Origin of the sequence: Pseudomonas sp. R32 (genome assembly GCF_009866705.1) — a bacterium.
GTDB classification, from domain to species: Bacteria; Pseudomonadota; Gammaproteobacteria; order Pseudomonadales; family Pseudomonadaceae; genus Aquipseudomonas; species Aquipseudomonas donghuensis.
The window spans coordinates 4,595,875-4,617,535 of record NZ_CP019396.1 but is presented as its reverse complement, the minus strand read 5'-3'; the positions used below and the strand labels follow the sequence as shown (position 1 = coordinate 4,617,535).

General features: G+C 62.8%; 18 protein-coding genes. 17 read left to right on the top strand and 1 reads right to left on the bottom strand.

Annotation, left to right across the window (positions count from 1 at the left end):
- Positions 1–251 precede the first annotated feature (251 nt).
- From mraZ to lpxC, 16 genes are all read left to right on the top strand, one after another.
- Positions 252–707, top strand: a complete 456-nt coding sequence (mraZ, locus tag PspR32_RS21265; protein WP_010220775.1) for a division/cell wall cluster transcriptional repressor MraZ — start codon at positions 252–254, stop codon at positions 705–707.
- Positions 704–1,651 (top strand): 16S rRNA (cytosine(1402)-N(4))-methyltransferase RsmH, encoded by a 948-nt coding sequence (gene rsmH, locus PspR32_RS21260; RefSeq protein WP_010220777.1) that lies wholly within the window; start codon positions 704–706, stop codon positions 1,649–1,651. Before mraZ ends, rsmH begins: the two co-directional genes overlap by 4 nt.
- On the top strand, positions 1,648–1,941 hold the full coding sequence (ftsL, locus tag PspR32_RS21255; RefSeq protein ID WP_036996796.1) for a cell division protein FtsL: 294 nt from the start codon (positions 1,648–1,650) through the stop codon (positions 1,939–1,941). The genes rsmH and ftsL overlap by 4 nt, the downstream gene beginning before the upstream one ends.
- The gene (locus tag PspR32_RS21250) at positions 1,941–3,674 is read left to right on the top strand and encodes a peptidoglycan D,D-transpeptidase FtsI family protein (protein ID WP_162471121.1); all 1,734 of its coding nucleotides are present in this window, start codon (positions 1,941–1,943) and stop codon (positions 3,672–3,674) included. The genes ftsL and PspR32_RS21250 overlap by 1 nt, the downstream gene beginning before the upstream one ends.
- A complete protein-coding gene (locus PspR32_RS21245; RefSeq protein WP_010220781.1) occupies positions 3,674–5,137 on the top strand; it encodes a UDP-N-acetylmuramoyl-L-alanyl-D-glutamate--2,6-diaminopimelate ligase in 1,464 nt (487 codons plus the stop codon). Before PspR32_RS21250 ends, PspR32_RS21245 begins: the two co-directional genes overlap by 1 nt.
- Positions 5,130–6,500 carry a UDP-N-acetylmuramoyl-tripeptide--D-alanyl-D-alanine ligase gene (locus tag PspR32_RS21240; protein WP_036996793.1) on the top strand — a complete coding sequence of 457 codons (1,371 nt, stop codon included), beginning with the start codon at positions 5,130–5,132 and terminating at the stop codon, positions 6,498–6,500. The genes PspR32_RS21245 and PspR32_RS21240 overlap by 8 nt, the downstream gene beginning before the upstream one ends.
- The gene (gene mraY, locus PspR32_RS21235; RefSeq protein ID WP_036996790.1) at positions 6,500–7,582 is read left to right on the top strand and encodes a phospho-N-acetylmuramoyl-pentapeptide-transferase; all 1,083 of its coding nucleotides are present in this window, start codon (positions 6,500–6,502) and stop codon (positions 7,580–7,582) included. The genes PspR32_RS21240 and mraY overlap by 1 nt, the downstream gene beginning before the upstream one ends.
- Before the next feature lie 6 nt (positions 7,583–7,588).
- Entirely contained in the window at positions 7,589–8,935 is a 1,347-nt protein-coding gene (murD, locus tag PspR32_RS21230; RefSeq protein ID WP_010220784.1) for a UDP-N-acetylmuramoyl-L-alanine--D-glutamate ligase, read from the top strand.
- Positions 8,932–10,146, top strand: coding sequence for a putative lipid II flippase FtsW (ftsW, locus tag PspR32_RS21225; protein ID WP_010220786.1), 1,215 nt, complete (start codon positions 8,932–8,934; stop codon positions 10,144–10,146). The genes murD and ftsW overlap by 4 nt, the downstream gene beginning before the upstream one ends.
- On the top strand, positions 10,136–11,215 hold the full coding sequence (gene murG, locus PspR32_RS21220; protein ID WP_159389126.1) for an undecaprenyldiphospho-muramoylpentapeptide beta-N-acetylglucosaminyltransferase: 1,080 nt from the start codon (positions 10,136–10,138) through the stop codon (positions 11,213–11,215). Before ftsW ends, murG begins: the two co-directional genes overlap by 11 nt.
- A complete protein-coding gene (murC, locus tag PspR32_RS21215) occupies positions 11,208–12,662 on the top strand; it encodes a UDP-N-acetylmuramate--L-alanine ligase (protein ID WP_010220790.1) in 1,455 nt (484 codons plus the stop codon). Before murG ends, murC begins: the two co-directional genes overlap by 8 nt.
- Positions 12,659–13,618, top strand: a complete 960-nt coding sequence (locus tag PspR32_RS21210; protein ID WP_159389125.1) for a D-alanine--D-alanine ligase — start codon at positions 12,659–12,661, stop codon at positions 13,616–13,618. Before murC ends, PspR32_RS21210 begins: the two co-directional genes overlap by 4 nt.
- A gap of 4 nt (positions 13,619–13,622) precedes the next feature.
- Positions 13,623–14,492 carry a cell division protein FtsQ/DivIB gene (locus PspR32_RS21205; protein WP_010220792.1) on the top strand — a complete coding sequence of 290 codons (870 nt, stop codon included), beginning with the start codon at positions 13,623–13,625 and terminating at the stop codon, positions 14,490–14,492.
- A gap of 15 nt (positions 14,493–14,507) precedes the next feature.
- Entirely contained in the window at positions 14,508–15,767 is a 1,260-nt protein-coding gene (ftsA, locus tag PspR32_RS21200; RefSeq protein WP_010220793.1) for a cell division protein FtsA, read from the top strand.
- A 57-nt stretch (positions 15,768–15,824) separates the two neighbouring features.
- Positions 15,825–17,015 carry a cell division protein FtsZ gene (gene ftsZ / locus PspR32_RS21195; RefSeq protein WP_010220794.1) on the top strand — a complete coding sequence of 397 codons (1,191 nt, stop codon included), beginning with the start codon at positions 15,825–15,827 and terminating at the stop codon, positions 17,013–17,015.
- Positions 17,016–17,127: 112 nt separating this feature from the next.
- Entirely contained in the window at positions 17,128–18,039 is a 912-nt protein-coding gene (gene lpxC / locus PspR32_RS21190; RefSeq protein WP_010220795.1) for a UDP-3-O-acyl-N-acetylglucosamine deacetylase, read from the top strand.
- A 123-nt stretch (positions 18,040–18,162) separates the two neighbouring features.
- Here the strand turns inward: lpxC and PspR32_RS21185 are convergent, their stop codons facing one another.
- Positions 18,163–18,630, bottom strand: coding sequence for a DUF721 domain-containing protein (locus tag PspR32_RS21185; RefSeq protein WP_010220796.1), 468 nt, complete (start codon positions 18,628–18,630; stop codon positions 18,163–18,165).
- Between the two features lie 283 nt (positions 18,631–18,913).
- Between PspR32_RS21185 and secA the strand changes: the two genes are divergently transcribed.
- On the top strand, positions 18,914–21,646 hold the full coding sequence (gene secA, locus PspR32_RS21180) for a preprotein translocase subunit SecA (RefSeq protein WP_010220798.1): 2,733 nt from the start codon (positions 18,914–18,916) through the stop codon (positions 21,644–21,646).
- Positions 21,647–21,661: the final 15 nt, after the last annotated feature.

Genomic DNA, 21,661 nt, shown 5'->3' with positions numbered 1-21,661 from the left:
TACTCTTAATAAATCACTTTAAGTTCGCGCTCTATCCATCTGAGTGAGTTTGATTTTTTTCGTCAAAATCCCCTCCGATTTACCCTTTTGCCTTCTCCGTGTGCGCTAAATCTCCGATCTGTAAGGGATTTCCTTATAAGCGCGCCTTGACGGTGTGGTAGGCGGATTCCTATAGTGTGCGCAAGTGGCAGAAAGTGGCATGAAGTGGGTTTTCTGGCACAAAAACGCTAACATTGTGGGGAATCGCAGCCGTGTTCCGCGGAGCCAACGCCATCAACCTCGACGCAAAGGGCCGACTCGCAATGCCGAGCCGGTACCGTGACGAGCTCGATTCGCGTAGTTCCGGGCAGTTGATCGTGACCATCGATGCGGTTGATCCCTGTTTATGCGTGTATCCCCTCGATGAGTGGGAGCTGATTGAAGCCAAGTTGCGCGCCTTGCCGTCATTGCGTGAAGAGAACCGTCGCCTGCAGCGCTTGCTGATCGGCAATGCGGTGGATCTGGAGCTTGATGGCAGCGGGCGTTTCCTGGTGCCGCCGCGTTTGCGCGAGTACGCCAAGCTCGACAAGAAGGCAATGCTGGTGGGGCAACTGAACAAATTTCAGCTGTGGGACGAGGATGCCTGGAACGCGGTTTCGGCAGCCGACCTTGCAGCTATTCAACAACCGGGCGCCATGCCTGATGAACTGCGTGATTTGATCCTGTGACTATAGATAGCGGCTTTAACCACATCACCGTACTGCTTGACGAAGCCGTCGAGGCTCTCGCCGTACGCGCCGATGGCTGCTATCTGGATGGCACCTTCGGGCGCGGCGGGCATAGCCGCTTGATCCTCAGCAAGCTCGGGCCGCAGGGCCGGCTGCTGGGTTTTGACAAAGATCCTCAAGCGATTGCCACCGGGCAAGCGCTGGCGGCCGAAGACGGCCGCTTTGTCATTGTGCAGCGCAGTTTTGCCGAACTCGGCGCCGAAGTCGCCGAACGCGGCCTGGCCGGCAAGGTCAGCGGCATCCTGCTCGACCTGGGCGTGTCGTCGCCACAGCTGGACGATCCTGAGCGCGGCTTCAGTTTCCTCAACGATGGCCCGCTGGACATGCGCATGGACCCGACCCGCGGCGTCAGCGCTGCCGAGTTCATTGCCAGCGCCCCCGAAGAAGAAATCGCCCGGGTCTTCAAGGAATACGGCGAAGAGCGCTTTGCCAAGCGCATGGCCCGTGCCGTGGTGCTGCGCCGCGAAGAAACCCCGTTCACCCGTACCGCCGACCTGGCTGAAGTGCTCAAGGTCGCCAACCCGGCCTGGGAAAAGGGCAAGAACCCGGCTACCCGTGCTTTCCAGGGCCTGCGCATTCACGTCAACAACGAACTCGGCGATCTTGAAGCCGGCCTTGAAGCGGCGCTCGATGCGCTGGAGGTCGGCGGGCGCCTGGTGGTGATCAGCTTCCATTCCCTGGAAGACCGCATCGTCAAGCTGTTCATGCGCAAGCTGGTCAAGGGCGAGGCCGACAACCTGCCGCGCAACCTGCCGGTCCAGCACAAGCATTTCGAGCCGAAGATCAAGGTCCACGGCAAGGCCCAGTTCGCCTCCGAGGCCGAGCTCAAGGCCAACCCACGTTCGCGTAGCGCCGTCATGCGCGTTGCCGAGAAGCTGCGGTGAGCCGCTTGTTCGCCAAGCCTTTGCCAGGCGGAAGCTTCCTGATGCTTCTGCTGTTCGTTGCCGTGCTCGTTTCTTCGGTAGCGGTGTCCTACAGCGCGCACTGGAACCGTCAGTTGCTCAACTCCCTGTACGGCGAACTCAACGAGCGCGACAAGGCCCAGGCCGAGTGGGGCCGGCTGATTCTCGAGCAGAGCACCTGGACCGCCCACAGCCGTATCGAGAACCTTGCCAGCGAGCAGCTGAAAATGCGCATCCCGGCGGCTGACGAAGTACGGATGGTGGCGCCATGATGAAGCTTGAAGGCGCACTCTACCCGTGGCGGTTTCGCGTGGTCATCGCCCTGCTGGCGCTGATGGTCGGTGCGATTGCCTGGCGCATCATCGACCTGCAGGTGGTCGACCGTGACTTCCTCAAGGGGCAGGGCGATGCCCGCAGCTTGCGGCATATTCCTATTCCTGCGCACCGCGGGCTGATCACCGACCGTAATGGCGAGCCGCTGGCAGTCAGTACCCCGGTGACCACCCTGTGGGCCAACCCCAAGGAGATGCAGGCTGCCAAGGACCGCTGGCCGGCCCTGGCCGCCGCGCTCAAGCAGAACCCGCAGCAACTGGCAGCGCGCCTGGAGCAACAGGCCAGCAAGGAATTCATCTACCTGGTCCGCGGCCTGACCCCGGAGCAGGGCCAGGTGGTGCTCGATCTTAAAGTCCCCGGTGTCTACGGCATCGAGGAATTCCGCCGTTTCTACCCGGCCGGCGATGTCGCCGCGCACATGGTCGGCTTTACCGACCTCGACGACCACGGTCGCGAAGGGGTGGAGCTGGCCTACGATGAATGGCTGGCCGGCGTGCCCGGCAAGCGACAGGTGATCAAGGACCGGCGCGGCCGGCTGATCAAGGACATCCAGGTAACCAAAAACGCCAAGGCCGGAAAGACCTTGGCGTTGTCGATCGACCTGCGCCTGCAATACCTGGCCACCCGCGAACTGCGTAACGCCATCGCCGAACAGGAAGCCAAGGCCGGCAGCCTGGTGATCATGGACGTCAAGACTGGCGAAGTGCTGGCGATGGTCAACCAGCCGACCTACAACCCCAACAACCGTCGCAGCATGTTCCCGGCGGCCATGCGCAACCGGGCGATCATCGACGTGTTCGAGCCAGGCTCGACGGTAAAACCGTTGTCCATGAGTGCCGCCCTGCAGAGCGGACGCTGGAAGCCCACCGACAAGGTCGAGGTGTACCCGGGCACCCTGCAGCTGGGCCGTTACACCATTCGTGACGTATCCAAGAGCGAAGGCCCGATCCTCGACCTGACCGGCATCCTGATCAACTCCAGTAACGTCGGCATGAGCAAGATCGCCTTCGATATCGGTGGCGAATCCATCTACCGCGTCATGTCCCAGCTGGGCCTTGGCCAGTACACCGGCCTTGGCTTCCCTGGCGAGCGCGTCGGCAACCTGCCCAACCACCGCGAGTGGCGCAAGGCCGAGACCGCGACCCTGTCCTACGGCTACGGCCTGTCGGTGACCGCGCTGCAACTGGTGCATGCCTACGCCGCGCTGGCCAACGACGGCAAGATGGTGCCGCTGAGCATCCTCAAGGTCGACAAGACGCCGGAGTCTACCCAGGTGGTGCCCAAGGATGTTGCCGAGACCGTGCAGGGCATGCTCCAGCAGGTGATTGAAGCGCCGCGCGGCGTGTTCCGCGCCCAGGTGCCGTCGTACCACGTTGGCGGCAAATCGGGTACCGCGCGTAAGGCCACCATCGGCTCCAAGGGCTACACCGAAAATGCCTACCGCTCGCTGTTCGCCGGCTTCGGGCCGATGAGCGACCCGCGCTATGCGGTGGTGGTGGTCATCGACGAACCGAGCAAGGGCGGTTACTTCGGCGGCCTGGTATCGGCGCCGGTGTTCAGCAAAGTCATGTCCGGCACCTTGCGCCTGATGAATATTCCGCCGGACAACCTGCCGCCAGCAACACCACCGCAGCAAGTCAACGTTGCACCAGTCAAGGGAGGACGCGGTTGATGACAATGCCATTGAGCAAGCTTTTTACCCAGGCCAGTCGCGATCCGTCGATCCGCGAGCTGACCCTGGACAGCCGTAACGTGCGCCCGGGCGACCTGTTCCTGGCGGTACCGGGTACGCGCATGGATGGTCGTGAGCACATAGCCGACGCACTCAGCCGCGGTGCGGCAGCGGTCGCCTACGAAGCCGAAGGCGCCAGCGTGTTGCCGATCACCGACGTGCCGCTGATTCCGGTCAAGGGCCTGGCGGCGCAACTGTCGGACATCGCCGGGCGTTTCTATGGTGAGCCGAGCCGTCTGCTCGACCTGGTGGGCGTCACCGGCACCAACGGCAAGACCAGCGTTACCCAGCTGGTGGCCCAGGCGCTGGACCAGCTCGGTCAGCACTGCGGCCTGATCGGCACCCTGGGTACCGGTTTTTATGGCGCGCTGCAAAGCGGCCGCCTGACCACTCCGGACCCGATCGCCGTGCAGGCGACCCTCAACGACCTGAAGAAGGCCGGGGCCAAGGCCGTGGCCATGGAAGTCTCTTCCCATGCCCTGGACCAGGGCCGGGTCGCGGCCCTGGCATTCGACATTGCGGTGATGACCAACCTGTCGCGTGATCACCTCGATTACCACGGCAGCATGCAGTCTTATGAAGACGCCAAGGCGCGCCTGTTTGCCTGGCCGAACCTGCGTTGCCGGGTGGTCAACCTCGATGACGAGTTTGGTCGTCGTCTGGCGGCCGAGCAGGGCGAGTCGCGCCTGATCAGTTACAGCCTCAAGGATCCAGCCGCTTCGTTGTACTGCCGCGAAGCGCATTTTGACGACGATGGCGTGCGCGCCGTGATCGTTACCGCGCAGGGCGAGCACTCCCTGCGCAGCCGCCTGCTCGGGCGCTTCAACCTGAGCAACATGCTGGCGGCGGTCGGCACCTTGCTGGCCCTGGATTACCCGCTGGACGAAATTCTCAAGGTCACCCCGACGCTGGAAGGCCCGGTCGGGCGCATGCAGCGCCTGGGTGGCGGCCTCAAGCCGCTGGTGGTGGTCGATTACGCGCATACTCCCGACGCCCTGGAGCAGGTGCTGCAAGCGCTGCGTCCGCATGCCAAAGGCCAGTTGCTGTGCCTGTTCGGCTGCGGTGGCGACCGCGATCGCGGTAAGCGTGCGCTGATGGCGGAAGTGGCCGAGCGCCTGGCTGACCGCGTGCTGGTCACCGACGACAACCCGCGCAGCGAAGACCCGCAGCAGATCTTCGCCGATATCCGCCCTGGCTTTGCCCAGGCCGATAGCGTCGAGTTCGTTGCCGGTCGCGGCGCGGCCATCGCACAGTTTATCGCCAGCGCCGGCGTTGACGATGTCATCGTCCTGGCTGGCAAGGGGCATGAGGACTATCAGGAAATCAACGGCGAGCGCCACGACTTCTCCGACCTGGTCGAAGCCGAAAAAGCCCTCGCCGTGTGGGAGGCGCCCCATGCTTAAGCCATTGTCCCTCAGCCAGCTGACCGCGCCGCTCAATGGCCGCCTGCACGGCCAGGACGCAACCTTCAATGGCGTCAGCATCGACAGCCGCGCAATCACGGCCGGGCAGCTGTTTGTCGCCCTGGCCGGGCCGCGCTTCGACGGCCACGATTACTTGAACGACGTTGCCGCCAAAGGCGCGGTCGCCGCCCTGGTGCAGCGCGAAGTGCCGGGTAGCAACCTGCCGCAGCTGGTTGTGGCCGATACCCGTCTGGCCCTGGGCCAGTTGGGCGCGCTGAACCGCGCCGCATTCGACAAGCCGGTCGCCGCCATTACCGGTTCCAGTGGCAAGACCACGGTCAAGGAAATGCTCGCCAGCATCCTGCGTACCCGTGGCCCGGTATTGGCCACCCGTGGCAACCTCAATAACGACTTCGGTGCCCCGCTGACCCTGCTCGAACTGACCCCGGAACATACTGCGGCGGTCATCGAGCTGGGCGCCTCGCGCATCGGCGAAATTGCCTACACCGTCGGTCTGACCAAGCCGCAAGTGGCACTGATCAACAACGCCGGTACCGCTCATGTCGGCGAGTTCGGCGGGCCAGAGAAGATTGTCGAAGCCAAGGGCGAGATCCTCGAAGGTCTGGGTCAGGATGGCGTGGCCGTATTGAACCTTGATGACAAGGCCTTCGGCATCTGGAAAAAACGCGCCGGCAATCGCCCATTGCTGACCTTCGCCCTGAACAACGCAAATGCCGACTTCCACGCCAGCAGCATTGCTCACGACCCGCGCGGTTGCCCGTCGTTCGACCTGCACAGCCCGCTGGGCGTGGCGCGGGTCCAGCTCAACCTGCTCGGTACCCACAACGTTGCCAATGCACTGGCCGCCGCCGCTGCCGCGCATGCCTTTGGTCTGACGCTGGATGGCATCGTTCAGGGCCTCAATGCCGTGCAACCGGTCAAGGGCCGCACTGTGGTGCAGATGGCGCCCAACGGTGTGCGGGTAATTGATGACACTTACAACGCAAACCCCACCTCCATGTGCGCTGCCGTTGATATACTCGCCGGCTTTTCCGGCCGCACCGTCCTGGTGCTCGGGGATATCGGCGAATTGGGCCAGTGGGCTGAGGAAGGGCATCGGCAGGTAGGCGAGTACGCCAAAGACAAGGTTTCGGCACTCTATGCGGTGGGCACCAACATGGCCCACGCGGTAGCAGCGTTCGGCGCCAATGCCCGACATTTCGCTAATCAAGCTGACCTGATCGACGCCGTTCGCGCCGCGGAGCAGGCCACCAACACCACTATTTTGATCAAGGGTTCGCGCAGCGCTGCGATGGAGAACGTCGTGGCGGCTTTGTGCGGTTCCAGCGGGGAGAAACATTAATGCTGCTGCTGCTGGCTGAGTATCTGCAACAGTTCTATAAAGGCTTCGCGGTCTTCCAGTACCTGTCCCTGCGCGGGATTCTCGGTGTCCTGACCGCGTTGTCGCTGGCCCTTTGGCTGGGCCCATGGATGATCCGTACCCTGCAGATTCGCCAGATCGGCCAAGCGGTCCGTAACGACGGCCCGCAATCGCACCTGTCCAAATCCGGCACCCCGACCATGGGTGGCGCACTGATTCTCTCGGCTATCGGCATCAGCACTCTGCTGTGGGCCGACCTGACCAACCGCTACGTGTGGGTGGTGCTGATCGTCACCTTGCTGTTCGGCGCCATCGGCTGGGTCGATGACTACCGCAAGGTGATCGAGAAGAACTCGCGCGGCCTGCCCAGCCGCTGGAAGTATTTCTGGCAGTCGGTGTTCGGCCTGGGCGCGGCGATCTTCCTGTACATGACCGCCCCGACCAGCGTCGAAACCACCCTGATCGTGCCGATGCTCAAGGACGTCACCATCCCGCTGGGGATCGGTTTCGTGGTGCTGACCTACTTCGTCATCGTCGGCTCGAGCAACGCGGTCAACCTCACCGACGGCCTTGATGGCCTGGCGATCATGCCGACGGTCATGGTTGGCGGCGCCCTGGGTATCTTCTGCTACCTGTCGGGTAACGTGAAATTCGCCGAATACCTGCTGATCCCTTACGTGCCGGGCGCAGGTGAGCTGATCGTGTTCTGCGGCGCGCTGATCGGTGCCGGCCTGGGCTTTCTGTGGTTCAACACTTACCCCGCCCAGGTGTTCATGGGCGACGTCGGTGCGCTGGCACTGGGTGCGGCACTGGGCACCATCGCCGTGATCGTGCGTCAGGAAATCGTCCTGTTCATCATGGGCGGTGTGTTCGTCATGGAGACCCTGTCGGTGGTGATCCAGGTGGCCTCCTTCAAGTTGACCGGCAAGCGCGTGTTCCGCATGGCGCCGATCCATCACCACTTTGAACTCAAGGGTTGGCCCGAGCCTCGGGTGATCGTCCGCTTCTGGATTATCACCGTGATTCTGGTGCTGATCGGCCTTGCCACCCTGAAACTGAGGTAGAAACGCGTGTCCTTGATCGCTTCTGACCACTTCCGCATCGTTGTCGGCCTCGGCAAGAGCGGCATGTCCCTGGTTCGCTTCCTGGCGAACCGGGGCATTGCCTTTGCGGTTGCCGACACCCGTGAGAACCCGCCGGAACTGGACACCCTGCGCCGCGATTTCCCGCAGGTGGAAGTGCGTTGTGGCGAGCTGGACGTAGAGTTTCTTTGCCGTGCCGACGAACTGTATGTCAGCCCCGGCCTGGCCCTGGCCACGCCGGCGCTGCAGCAGGCCGCTGCCCGTGGCGTGAAGCTGTCGGGCGACATCGAACTGTTCGCCCGCAACGCCAAGGCACCGATCATTGCCATCAGCGGCTCCAACGCGAAAAGCACCGTCACCACCCTGGTCGGCGAAATGGCCGCCGCGGCTGGCAAGCGTGTGGCGGTCGGCGGCAACCTCGGTACCCCGGCGCTGGACTTGCTCAGCGATGATGTCGAGCTGTACGTGATGGAGCTGTCGAGCTTCCAGCTGGAAACCACCGACCAGCTCAATGCCGAAGTGGCCACCGTGCTCAACGTCAGCGAAGACCACATGGACCGCTACAGCGGCCTGCCGGCCTATCACCTGGCCAAGCACCGGATTTTCCGTGGCGCGCGGCAGGTGGTGGTCAACCGCCAGGACGCCCTCAGCCGTCCGCTGCTGGCTGAAGGCCAGCCGGTATGGACCTTCGGGCTGAACACTCCCGACTTCAAGGCCTTTGGCCTGCGCGAAGAGAACGGCGAGAAGTACCTGGCCTTCGAGTTCCACAACCTGATGCCGGTACGCGAACTGAAGATTCGCGGTGCCCACAACCAGTCCAATGCCCTGGCGGCCCTGGCCCTGGGCCATGCCGTTGGCCTGCCGATGGATGCCATGCTCTCCAGCCTGCGCAGCTTTGCGGGCCTGGCGCACCGTTGCCAGTGGATTCGCGAGCGCAACGGCGTGAACTGGTATGACGATTCCAAGGCGACCAACGTCGGTGCCGCCCTGGCAGCCATCGAAGGCCTGGGCGCCGATATCGACGGCAAGCTGGTGCTGGTCGCCGGTGGCGACGGCAAAGGTGCCGACTTCAGCGCTTTGACTGCGCCGGTCGCGGCCAATTGCCGCGCCGTCGTGCTGCTGGGGCGCGACGCCGAGCGTCTGGCCGAAGCGCTGGGTGACGGCGTGCCGCTGATCCGGGTGAAAACCCTGGATGAAGCGGTGCAGCAATGCGCCGAACTGGCCCGGCCCGGCGACGCCGTGCTGCTGTCGCCGGCGTGCGCGAGCCTGGATATGTTCAAGAACTTCGAAGAGCGTGGGCGCCTGTTCGCCCAGGCCGTAGGAGGGCTGGCATGATCTTCGGCATCATCAAGCCTTACCCATCGCCGCTGATCAGCGGTCGCGGCATCGACCTTGATTTCGCCATGCTCGCCGGTTGCCTGGCGCTGCTCGGCCTTGGCCTGGTGATGATCACCTCGGCGTCTTCGGAAGTGGCCGCCGCGCAGTCGGGCAACCCGCTGTACCACATGTTCCGCCACCTGGTGTACGTGGCCATCGGCGTCTTTGCCTGCATCGTCACCATGATGGTGCCGATCGCCACCTGGCAGAAGATGGGTTTCACCATGCTGGTTGGCGCCTTCGCGTTGCTGGTGCTGGTACTGGTGCCGGGCATTGGCCGTGAAGTGAACGGTTCGATGCGCTGGATCGGCTTCAGCTTCTTCAACGTCCAGCCCTCGGAGATCGCCAAGGTTTTCGTGGTCATTTATCTCGCCGGCTACCTGGTGCGTCGTCAGCAGGAAGTGCGCGAAAGCTGGATGGGCTTCTTCAAGCCGTTCATCGTGTTGCTGCCCATGGCCGGCCTGCTGCTGATGGAGCCGGACTTCGGTGCCACGGTGGTGATGATGGGCGCGGCGGCGGCGATGCTGTTCCTCGGCGGCGTCGGCCTGTTCCGTTTCAGCCTGATGGTGGTACTGGCGGTGGCGGCGGTGTTCATCCTGGTCCAGGCCCAGCCCTACCGGATGGCGCGCCTGATCACCTTTACCGACCCCTGGTCGGATCAGTTCGGCTCCGGCTACCAGTTGACCCAGGCGTTGATCGCCTTCGGTCGTGGTGAGTGGCTCGGCGTTGGCCTGGGCAACAGCGTGCAGAAGCAGTTCTACCTGCCCGAAGCGCACACCGACTTCGTTTTCTCGGTACTGGCCGAAGAGCTGGGCGTGGTCGGCTCGCTGATCACTGTGGCGCTGTTCGTGTTCGTCACCGTGCGCGCGCTGTACATCGGCCTGTGGGCAGAAAAAGCCAAACAGTTCTTTGCCGCCTACATGGCCTTCGGCCTGGCGTTCCTGTGGATTGGTCAGTTTTTGATCAATATCGGCGTGAACGTCGGCCTGCTGCCGACCAAGGGCCTGACCCTGCCGTTCCTCAGTTACGGCGGTAGCTCCCTGGTGATCTGCTGTGCCTGCGTCGGTTTGCTGCTGCGCATCGAGTGGGAGAGCCGCACGCACCTGGGCAGTGAAGAACACGAATTCAATGAAAGCGATTTTGCCGAGGAGCCGAATCATGGCCGCTAACGGCAAGAGCGTACTGATCATGGCAGGCGGCACCGGGGGCCACGTGTTCCCGGCGCTGGCCTGTGCCCGTGAATTCCAGGCGCGCGGTTACAGCGTGCACTGGCTGGGCACCCCGCGCGGTATCGAAAACGAGCTGGTGCCCCAGGCCGGGCTGCAATTGCACCTGATCCAGGTCACCGGCCTGCGTGGCAAGGGCAAGCTGTCGCTGCTCAAGGCGCCGTTCACCCTGGTCAAGGCGGTGCTGCAGGCGCGGCGGATCATCCGTCAGCTCAAGCCGGTGTGTGTGGTCGGCTTTGGCGGTTACGTGACCGGCCCGGGCGGCGTTGCGGCCCGGCTGTGCGGCGTGCCGGTGGTGATTCACGAGCAGAACGCCCGTGCCGGTACCGCCAATCGGCTACTGGTGCCTTTGGCTGGCCGAGTCTGCGAAGCTTTCCCCGACACCTTCGCGGCGTCGGACAAACTGCGCACCACCGGTAACCCGGTGCGCAGCGAACTGTTCATGGAAACCCTGCGCGAGCCCCTGGGCGTGCGCAAGCCTCGTTTGCTGGTGCTCGGCGGAAGCCTGGGCGCCGAACCGCTGAACAAATTGCTGCCCCAGGCTTTGGCCTTGGTGCCTCAGGAGATTCGTCCCGAGGTATTCCATCAGGCTGGCAAGCAGCATGACCAGATTACCGCCGAGCGTTACCGCGAGGCCGGTGTCGAGGCTCAGGTAGAACCGTTCATCAAGGACATGGCCCACGCCTATGGCTGGGCTGATCTGGTGGTCTGCCGCGCGGGTGCGCTGACTGTCAGCGAGCTGGCTGCGGCCGGCTTGCCTTCGATGCTGGTGCCCTTGCCCCATGCCATCGACGACCACCAGACCCACAACGCCCATTATCTGGCCCGTGAAGGCGCTGCCTTCCTGATGCCACAAGCGACAACTGGCGCAGCGCAACTCGCTGAACGCCTGAACGAGGTGCTGATGCAACCGGAAAAACTCATCACCATGGCCGCCACTGCCCGGCGCCTGGCCAAGCCCGCTGCCACCCGCACCGTGGTCGATATCTGCCTGGAGGTGGCCCATGGTTGAAAGTCAGAAAGCCATCCCGCAACCGGAAATGCGCCGTATCCGCCGCATCCACTTCGTCGGTATCGGCGGCGTGGGCATGTGCGGTATTGCCGAAGTGCTGCTGAACCTGGGTTACCAGGTGTCGGGCTCCGACCTCAAGACCTCGCCGGTCACCGAGCGCCTGGAATCCTTCGGTGCGCAGATCTTTATCGGTCACCGTGCCGAGAACGCCGCCAGCGCCGATGTGCTGGTGGTGTCGAGCGCCATCAATACTGCCAACCCGGAAGTGGCCACGGCGCTTGAGCGACGCATTCCGGTGGTGCCGCGGGCCGAGATGCTCGCCGAGCTGATGCGCTATCGCCACGGCATCGCCGTGGCCGGTACCCATGGCAAGACCACCACCACCAGCCTGCTGGCCTCGGTATTCGCCGCCGGTGGCCTGGACCCGACCTTCGTCATCGGTGGCCGCCTCAATGCCGCCGGCACCAATGCCCAGCTCGGCACCAGCCGCTACCTGATCGCCGAAGCCGATGAAAGTGACGCCAGCTTCCTGCACCTGCAACCGCTGGTGGCCGTGGTCACCAACATCGACGCCGACCACATGGCGACCTACGAAGGCGACTTCAACAAGCTGAAGAAAACCTTCGTCGAGTTCCTGCACAACCTGCCGTTCTATGGCCTGGCGGTGATGTGCCTGGACGACCCGGTGGTGCGCGAGATCCTTCCGCAGGTCAAGCGTCCGACGGTGACCTACGGTTTCAGCGAAGAAGCCGACGTGCGCGCGATCAATGTCCGCCAGTCGGGCATGCAGACCCACTTCACCGTGCTGCGCCGCGATCGCGAGCCGCTGGACGTGTCGGTCAACATGCCGGGCAACCACAACGTGCTCAACGCCCTGGCGACCATCGCCATTGCCACCGACGAGGGCATCAGCGATGAAGCCATCGTCCAGGGCCTCTCGGGGTTCCAGGGGGTAGGGCGGCGCTTCCAGGTCTATGGCGAGCTGCCGGTAGACGGCGGCAGCGTGATGCTGGTCGACGACTACGGCCACCACCCGACCGAAGTCGCGGCGGTGATCAAGGCCGTGCGCGGTGGCTGGCCTGAGCGGCGCCTGGTGATGGTGTACCAGCCGCACCGTTACAGCCGCACCCGCGACCTTTACGACGATTTCGTCCAGGTCCTGGCCGACGCCAACGTGCTGCTGCTGATGGAAGTCTACCCGGCCGGCGAAGAACCGATCCCAGGCGCCGACAGCCGTCAGCTGTGCCACAGCATCCGCCAGCGCGGCCAACTCGACCCGATCTACATCGAGCGCGGCATCGAGCTGGCGCCGCTGGTCAAGCCGCTGTTGCGCGCTGGCGACATCCTGCTGTGCCAGGGTGCCGGTGACATCGGTGGCCTGGCCCCGCAATTACTCAAGAGTCCGTTGTTCGCTGGTGCTGTTGCCAGTCAGGGGAAGTCGAAATGACTGTTAACGCATACGCTACATTGCACTCGACCATTGATCCGAAAGCCTTCGGCCGCGTAGCCGTGCTTTACGGCGGCAAGAGCGCCGAGCGCGAGGTTTCGCTGAAGTCCGGCGCCGCGGTTATCGAGGCGCTGAGCGGCGCTGGGGTCGACGTGGTCGCCATCGACGTCGGCGACGACCTGCTCGATCGCCTGCAGCGCGAGAAGATCGACCGCGCTTTCATCATCCTCCACGGCCGTGGCGGTGAAGACGGCAGCATGCAGGGCCTGCTGGAGTGCCTGGGCATTCCTTATACCGGCAGCGGCATCCTCGCTTCGGCGCTGGCCATGGACAAGCTGCGGACCAAACAGGTCTGGCACAGCCTGGGTATTCCGACCCCGCGTCACGCCGTGCTCTCCAGCGAAGTTGACTGTATTTCTGCAGGTGCGGAACTGGGCTTCCCTTTGATCGTCAAACCGGCCCATGAAGGTTCCAGTATCGGTATGGCGAAAGTGAGCAGCGTCGAAGAATTGATCGTTGCCTGGAAGGACGCTGCCACCTACGACTCGCAAGTGTTGGTTGAACAATGGATCAAGGGTCCGGAGTTCACTGTGGCTGTGCTGCGTGGCCAGGTTCTGCCGCCAATCGCCCTGGGCACCCCGCACACGTTCTACGACTACGACGCCAAGTACATCGCCAACGATACCCAGTACCGCATCCCGTGCGGCCTGGACGCAGCCAAGGAACAAGAGCTGATCGACCTGACTGCACGTGCCTGCGACGCCATCGGCATCGCCGGCTGGGGCCGCCTGGACGTGATGCAGGACGAGCAGGGGCGTTTCTGGCTGCTCGAGGTCAACACCGCACCAGGCATGACTGATCACAGCCTGGTCCCGATGGCGGCACGCGCGGCCGGCCTGGACTTCCAGCAGTTGGTGCTGGCGATCCTGGCGGCCAGCGTAGAGGCGCGAGGTTAAGCCCATGCAAGGCGCGATGTTACGTCATCAGCAACCCGCCCCCGGCCGTAACAAGCCGGTGCCGCGTGGTGCCAGCCGGATGGTGGCCAAAGAGCCGCTGTCGGCGCGCCTGCCCAAGGCCAACTTTAGCGTGTTCAAGCGTCTGCTCTGGCCGGTGTTGCTGGTCGCCGCAGGGTTTGCTGCCTACGAGGGTGCCCAGCGCCTGATGCCGTACGCCGACCGGCCGATTACCAAGATCGCCGTACAGGGTGATCTGAGCTACATCAGCCAGCAGGCGGTGCAGCAACGGATCGCCCCGTACGTGGCGGCAAGCTTCTTCACCGTCGACCTGGCGAGCATGCGTGCGCAGCTGGAGCAGATGCCCTGGATCGCCCACGCCGAAGTGCGCCGGGTGTGGCCGGATGAAGTGGTGATCCGCCTGGAAGAACAGTTGCCAGTGGCGCGCTGGGGCGACGAAGCCTTGCTCAATAACCAGGGCCAGGCCTTCACCCCGCGCGAACTTGCCAACTATGAGCACCTGCCGCAGCTGTTCGGGCCGCAGCGGGCGCAGCAAAAAGTAATGCAGCAATATCAGGTACTGAGCCAGATGTTGCGGCCGATGGGCTTTTCGATTGCCCGGCTGGAGTTGCGCGAGCGCGGCAGCTGGTTCCTGACCACCGGTGCCGGTAGCGCCGGGCCAGGTATCGAACTGCTGCTGGGACGCGATCATCTGGTGGAAAAGATGCGCCGTTTCATTGCCATTTACGACAAGACACTCAAAGAACAGATCACGAACATCGCCCGCATCGATCTGCGTTATGCCAATGGCCTGGCCGTTGGCTGGCGGGAACCGATTGCACCGACGACGGCCCAACCCGCCGTTGCGAAGAATTAGAGAGAGGCAGGACCCATGGCAAATGCGCATAGCGGCAAAATGATCGTCGGGCTGGATATCGGCACCTCCAAGGTTGTGGCCCTGGTGGGCGAAGTCGCCGCCGACGGCACCCTGGAAATCGTCGGTATCGGCACTCACCCATCGCGCGGGCTGAAGAAGGGCGTGGTGGTCAATATCGAGTCCACCGTGCAGTCGATCCAGCGCGCGGTCGAAGAGGCCCAGCTGATGGCGGGCTGCCGGATTCACTCGGCGTTCGTCGGTGTTGCCGGCAATCACATCCGCAGCCTGAACTCCCACGGCATCGTCGCCATCCGTGATCGCGAAGTCAGCGCGGCGGACCTGGAGCGCGTGCTCGACGCCGCCCAGGCCGTGGCCATCCCGGCCGATCAGCGGGTCCTGCACACCCTGCCGCAGGACTACGTGATCGACAACCAGGAAGGCGTGCGCGAGCCGCTGGGCATGTCCGGCGTGCGTCTGGAAGCCAAGGTCCACGTGGTCACCTGCGCCGTCAATGCCGCGCAGAACATCGAGAAGTGCGTGCGTCGCTGCGGCCTGGAAATCGACGACATCATCCTTGAGCAACTGGCTTCGGCCTACTCGGTCCTGACCGATGACGAGAAAGAACTGGGCGTATGCCTGGTCGACATCGGCGGCGGCACCACCGACATCGCCATCTTCACCGAAGGCGCGATCCGTCATACCGCGGTGATCCCGATTGCCGGCGACCAGGTGACCAACGACATCGCCATGGCCCTGCGTACGCCGACCCAGTACGCCGAAGAGATCAAGATCCGTTACGCCTGCGCCCTGGCCAAGCTGGCCGGTGCCGGTGAAACCATCAAGGTGCCGAGCGTCGGCGACCGTCCGCCGCGCGAACTGTCGCGCCAGGCCCTGGCCGAAGTGGTCGAGCCGCGTTACGACGAGCTCTTCACCCTGATTCAGGCCGAACTGCGTCGCAGCGGCTACGAAGACCTGGTACCGGCGGGCATCGTCCTGACCGGCGGTACCTCGAAAATGGAAGGCGCGGTGGAACTTGCCGAGGAAATCTTCCACATGCCGGTACGCCTGGGCGTGCCGCACAGTGTTCGCGGCCTTAGCGATGTGGTGCGCAATCCGATCTATTCCACCGGTGTGGGCCTTTTGACCTACGGCCTGCAGAAGCAGTCCGACGGCTTGACCCTGACCGGTATCAGCAGCAGCAACAACGGCTATGGCGATGAACCGAAGGCTCCAGCGTTTGAACGCTTCAAACGTTGGGTCCAGGGCAACTTTTAAAGTTTCAAAGCAGTAGTAGTAGGCGCAAAAAACTAGAGAACTGTAAGGAGAGGGAAAATGTTCGAGCTCGTAGACAACGTCCCGCAAAGTCCGGTCATCAAAGTGATCGGTGTCGGTGGCGGCGGCGGCAACGCCGTCAATCACATGGTCAAGAGCAACATCGAAGGCGTCGAGTTCATCTGCGCCAACACCGATGCTCAAGCGCTGAAAAACATCGGCGCGCGTACCATCTTGCAACTGGGTACCGGCGTCACCAAAGGCCTGGGTGCCGGTGCCAATCCGGAAGTCGGCCGTCAGGCCGCGCTGGAAGACCGTGAGCGTATCGCCGAAGTGCTGCAAGGCACCAACATGGTGTTCATCACCACCGGCATGGGCGGCGGTACCGGTACCGGTGCGGCGCCAATCATCGCCGAAGTGGCGAAAGAGCTGGGCATCCTCACGGTTGCCGTGGTCACGCGTCCGTTCCCGTTCGAAGGCCGCAAGCGCATGCAGATTGCCGACGAGGGCATCCGTGCACTGGCTGACAGTGTCGACTCGCTGATCACTATCCCCAACGAGAAGCTGCTGACCATTCTCGGCAAGGACGCCAGCCTGCTGTCGGCTTTCGCCAAGGCTGACGACGTACTGGCCGGTGCCGTTCGCGGTATCTCCGACATCATCAAGCGTCCGGGCATGATCAACGTCGACTTCGCCGACGTGCGTACCGTGATGAGCGAGATGGGCATGGCCATGATGGGTACCGGCTGCGCCAGCGGTCCTAACCGTGCACGTGAAGCGACCGAGGCAGCCATCCGCAACCCGCTGCTCGAAGACGTCAACCTGCAGGGCGCCCGTGGCATCCTGGTCAACATCACTGCAGGTCCTGACCTGTCGCTGGGCGAATACTCGGACGTCGGTAGCATCATCGAAGCCTTCGCTTCCGATCACGCCATGGTCAAGGTCGGTACCGTTATCGATCCTGACATGCGCGACGAGCTGCACGTTACCGTGGTTGCCACTGGCCTGGGTGCGAAAATCGAGAAGCCGGTCAAGGTTATCGACAACACCATGCAGGCCGCTGCGGCGCAAACCCCGGCACCGGCGCCTGTGCGCAACGAGCAGTCTTCGGTGAACTACCGTGACCTGGAGCGTCCGACCGTGATGCGCAACCAGGCTCACGCCGGTGCTGCCGCTGCTGCAAAACTTAATCCGCAAGACGATCTGGACTACCTGGACATCCCGGCATTCCTGCGTCGTCAGGCCGATTAATGAAATTTATCAGGGGTATAAGGGTGATTGGTGTTCAGCAAAGGCCGGGTCTGGTATTATCCTCAGCCTTTGTTGATACCAGTTCGCAATTTGCGCTGAAGCGGCCAATGCCATGATTAAACAACGCACCCTGAAGAATATTATCCGTGCCACAGGTGTCGGCCTGCACTCCGGGGAAAAGGTTTACCTGACCCTCAAACCTGCACCTGTGGATACCGGCATCGTATTTCGCCGTGCCGACCTCGACCCCGTGGTGGAAATTCCCGCCCGCGCGGCCAACGTCGGCGAGACCACCATGTCGACGACACTGGTCAATGGCGATACCAAGGTAGACACGGTTGAGCACTTGCTCTCGGCCATGGCTGGCCTGGGCATCGATAACGCCTACGTCGAGCTCTCCGCGTCCGAAGTGCCGATCATGGACGGTAGCGCAGGACCCTTTGTATTCCTGATTCAATCTGCCGGCCTGGAAGAACAGGACGCAGCCAAGAAGTTCATCCGCATCCTGCGCGAAGTGACAGTGGAAGACGGCGACAAGCGCGCCACTTTCCTGCCGTTCGACGGGTTCAAGGTGAGTTTCGAGATCGATTTCGATCACCCGGTGTTCCGCAACCGGACTCAAAGTGCCAGCGTGGACTTTTCCAGCACCTCGTTCGTGAAGGAAGTCAGCCGCGCCCGTACCTTCGGGTTCATGAGTGACATCGAGTACCTGCGCAAGCACAACCTCGCACTCGGTGGCAGTGTGGAAAACGCCATCGTGGTCGACAAGGACGGCGTGCTCAACGAAGACGGTCTTCGCTACGAAGACGAATTCGTCAAGCACAAGATCCTCGACGCCATCGGCGACCTCTACCTGCTGGGCAACAGCCTGATCGGCGAGTTCAAGGGCTACAAGTCCGGACACGCGCTGAACAACCAGCTGCTGCGCAAGCTGATCGAGGAAAAAGACGCCTGGGAAGTGGTGACTTTCGAAGATGCCAGCACGGCACCGATCTCTTACATGCGTCCGGTTGCGGCAGTGTAAGTACGAACACTCTCTTCTTTAGTTTTTTTCGGCCACCTTCGGGTGGCCTTTTTTATGCCTGGTTTTTGTGTGGGAGCCGGTCTTGCCGGCGATGGGCTGCGCAGCAGCCCCATGCACGGAATATCAGCCGTCCGCCGCATCCTTGTCCCGCGCATGACTGGCCAACCGCTCCAGCGCCGCCCGCAGCTTGGGATCGCTGATGCCTTCAGCGGTCGCCTGAATGCTCTCGGCCGCCCGGCTCGACAAGTCTGCGGTGTGCCCGACTGCCCGGCTCTGGGTGGTCGGTGGCTGCACCTTGAACAGGATCCGGGTCAGGCTGGCAAAGGCTTCGAGGGTCTGCAACTGGCGCTGCAGGCGTTTTTGCTGGTAGCGCAGGCGGGTGGCCCAGTGGCCGTCGGTGACGATCAGCAGCAGCGTGCCCTCGCGCCAGGAGGCGATATGGCAATGTTCGCGGGCCGCCGGCTGCAGCTGGCTGTCGAGCAGCTTCTGCAGTTGCGCCAGGCGCTGGGCCTGGCTGAACAGGGCTTTGAGCGGCCGGGCTTCGCGCAGAAGAACAGCGGGGGCGCGGGCTGGCGAGGGGCGAAAAGCCATGAAGGGACACCTGAAGTTACAGAGCTGCCATCTTAGCAGATCGCCCGTGCCAGGCCTTGTTTGGGCTGCGAGGGTAAAACTTCATGTTGCAATGGGTTGAAGTTGGCGAAAAAGGCCTTATTTTAACCAGGCCCCGTCAAAGCGCTGTGCCAGCATCGTGGAAATCCGCCACTTTCCTCACCATCGTTTCCGGGTAGAATGCTCGTTCGCATGCGGCCATAAGGGCTGCACGGGCGACTTACGGGGCCGCCCTCCATCCCCACGTGTGGAAGATCCTGCCGATATGTTTGCGCCTTTGTTAAAAAAACTTTTTGGAAGCAAGAACGAGCGTGAAGTCAAACGCATGCTCAAGACGGTACAGATCGTCAATGCCTTCGAAGAGCAGATGGTGGCCCTCTCGGATGAGCAGCTGCGCGCCAAGACCGCAGAGTTCAAAGAGCGCCTGGCCAAAGGCGAGACCCTCGACCAGCTGTTGCCTGAAGCCTTCGCGGTCGCCCGTGAAGCGGGCAAGCGGGTCATGGGCATGCGTCACTTCGATGTGCAACTGATCGGCGGCATGACCTTGCACGAAGGCATGATCGCAGAAATGCGTACCGGTGAAGGCAAGACCTTGGTCGCAACCCTGGGCGTATACCTCAATGCCCTGTCGGGCAAAGGCGTGCACGTGGTCACGGTGAACGACTACCTGGCCCGCCGCGACGCCAACTGGATGCGTCCACTGTACGAATTCCTCGGCCTGAGCGTCGGTGTCGTCACACCGTTCCAGCCGCCGGAAGAGAAGCGCATCGCCTATGCCGCCGACATCACCTACGGCACCAACAACGAATTCGGGTTCGACTACCTGCGCGACAACATGGCGTTCAGCATGGAAGAGAAATTCCAGCGTGAGCTGAATTTCGCCGTGATCGACGAAGTCGACTCCATCCTGATCGACGAAGCGCGCACCCCGCTGATCATCTCCGGCCAGGCCGAAGACAGCTCCAAGCTGTACATCGAGATCAACAAACTGATCCCGCGCCTCAAGCAGCACATCGAGGAAGTCGAGGGCCAGGTTACCCAGGAAGGCCACTACAGCATCGACGAGAAGAGCCGCCAGGTTGAACTCAACGAAGCCGGTCACCAGTTCATCGAAGAGATGCTCACCCAGGTCGGCCTGCTGGCCGAGGGCGAGAGCCTCTATTCGGCACACAACCTGGGCCTGCTGACCCACGTCTACGCCGGCCTGCGTGCGCACAAGCTGTTCCATCGCAACGTCGAGTACATCGTCCAGGACGGCCAGATCCTGCTGATCGACGAGCACACCGGCCGTACCATGCCGGGCCGCCGTCTGTCCGAAGGCCTGCACCAGGCGATCGAAGCGAAAGAGAACCTGAACATCCAGGCCGAGAGCCAGACCCTGGCCTCGACCACCTTCCAGAACTACTTCCGCCTGTACAACAAGCTGTCCGGCATGACCGGTACCGCCGACACCGAGGCCTTCGAGTTCGCCCAGATCTATAACCTCAACGTTATGGTCATCCCGCCGAACAAGCCACTGGCGCGCAAGGACTACAACGACCTGGTGTACCTGACCGCGGAAGAGAAGTACGCCGCGATCATCGCTGACATCAAGGAAAGCATGACCCAGGGCCGTCCGGTGCTGGTGGGTACCGCTACCATCGAGACCTCCGAGCACATGTCCAACCTGCTCAAGCAGGAAGGCATCGATCACAAGGTCCTCAACGCCAAGTACCACGAGAAAGAAGCCGAGATCATTGCCCAGGCCGGTCGCCCGGGTGCGCTGACCATCGCCACCAACATGGCCGGTCGCGGTACCGACATCCTCCTGGGCGGTAACTGGGAAGTCGAAGTCGCCGCCATGGAAAACGCGACGCCTGAGCAGGTCGCGCAGATCAAGGCCGACTGGCAGAAGCGTCACCAACAGGTGATCGAGTCCGGTGGCCTGCACGTGATCGCCTCCGAGCGTCACGAATCGCGCCGTATCGACAACCAGCTGCGTGGCCGTTCCGGCCGTCAGGGCGACCCGGGTTCGAGCCGCTTCTACCTGTCGCTGGAAGACAGCCTGATGCGTATCTTCGCCTCCGACCGGGTGAAGAACTTCATGAAGGCGCTGGGCATGCAGTCCGGTGAAGCCATCGAGCATCGGATGGTCACCAACGCCATCGAAAAGGCCCAGCGCAAGGTCGAAGGCCGCAACTTCGACATTCGCAAGCAGCTGCTCGAATTCGACGACGTCGCCAACGAGCAACGTAAAGTCATCTACCACATGCGTAACAGCCTGCTGGCAGCCGACAACATTGGCGATACCATCGCCGACTTCCGCGAGGAAGTGCTCGACGCCACCGTCGCCCTGCACATTCCGCCGCAGTCGCTGCCCGAACAGTGGGACGTGGCCGGCCTGGAAGCGGCACTGGCCAGCGATTTCGGGGTCAAGCTGCCGATTCAGCAATGGCTCGACGAAGACGACCACCTGTACGAAGAAACCCTGCGTGCCAAGCTGATGGCCGAGCTGCTGGCGGCCTACAACGAGAAGGAAGAACAGGCCAGCGCCGAAGCGCTGCGCACCTTCGAGAAGCAGATCCTGCTGCGCGTACTCGACGACCTGTGGAAAGACCACCTGTCGACCATGGACCACCTGCGTCACGGTATCCACCTGCGCGGTTATGCGCAGAAGAACCCGAAGCAGGAGTACAAGCGCGAGTCGTTCAACCTGTTCCAGGAGCTGCTCGATTCGATCAAGCGCGATACCATCCGCGTGCTCTCGCACGTTCAGGTGCGCCGCGAAGATCCGGTCGAGGAAGAAGCCCGTCTGCGCCGCGAAGCCGAAGAACTGGCCGCACGCATGCAGTTCCAGCACGCCGAGGCTCCGGGCCTGGAAGCTGAACCGCAGGAAGAGGGCGCTGACGTTGCCGTGGCCACCGCGCCCGTGCGCAACGAGCAGAAACTGGGCCGCAACGAGCCATGCTGGTGCGGTTCGGGCAAGAAGTTCAAGCAGTGCCACGGCAAGATCGACTGATCACACCGTCGTTGC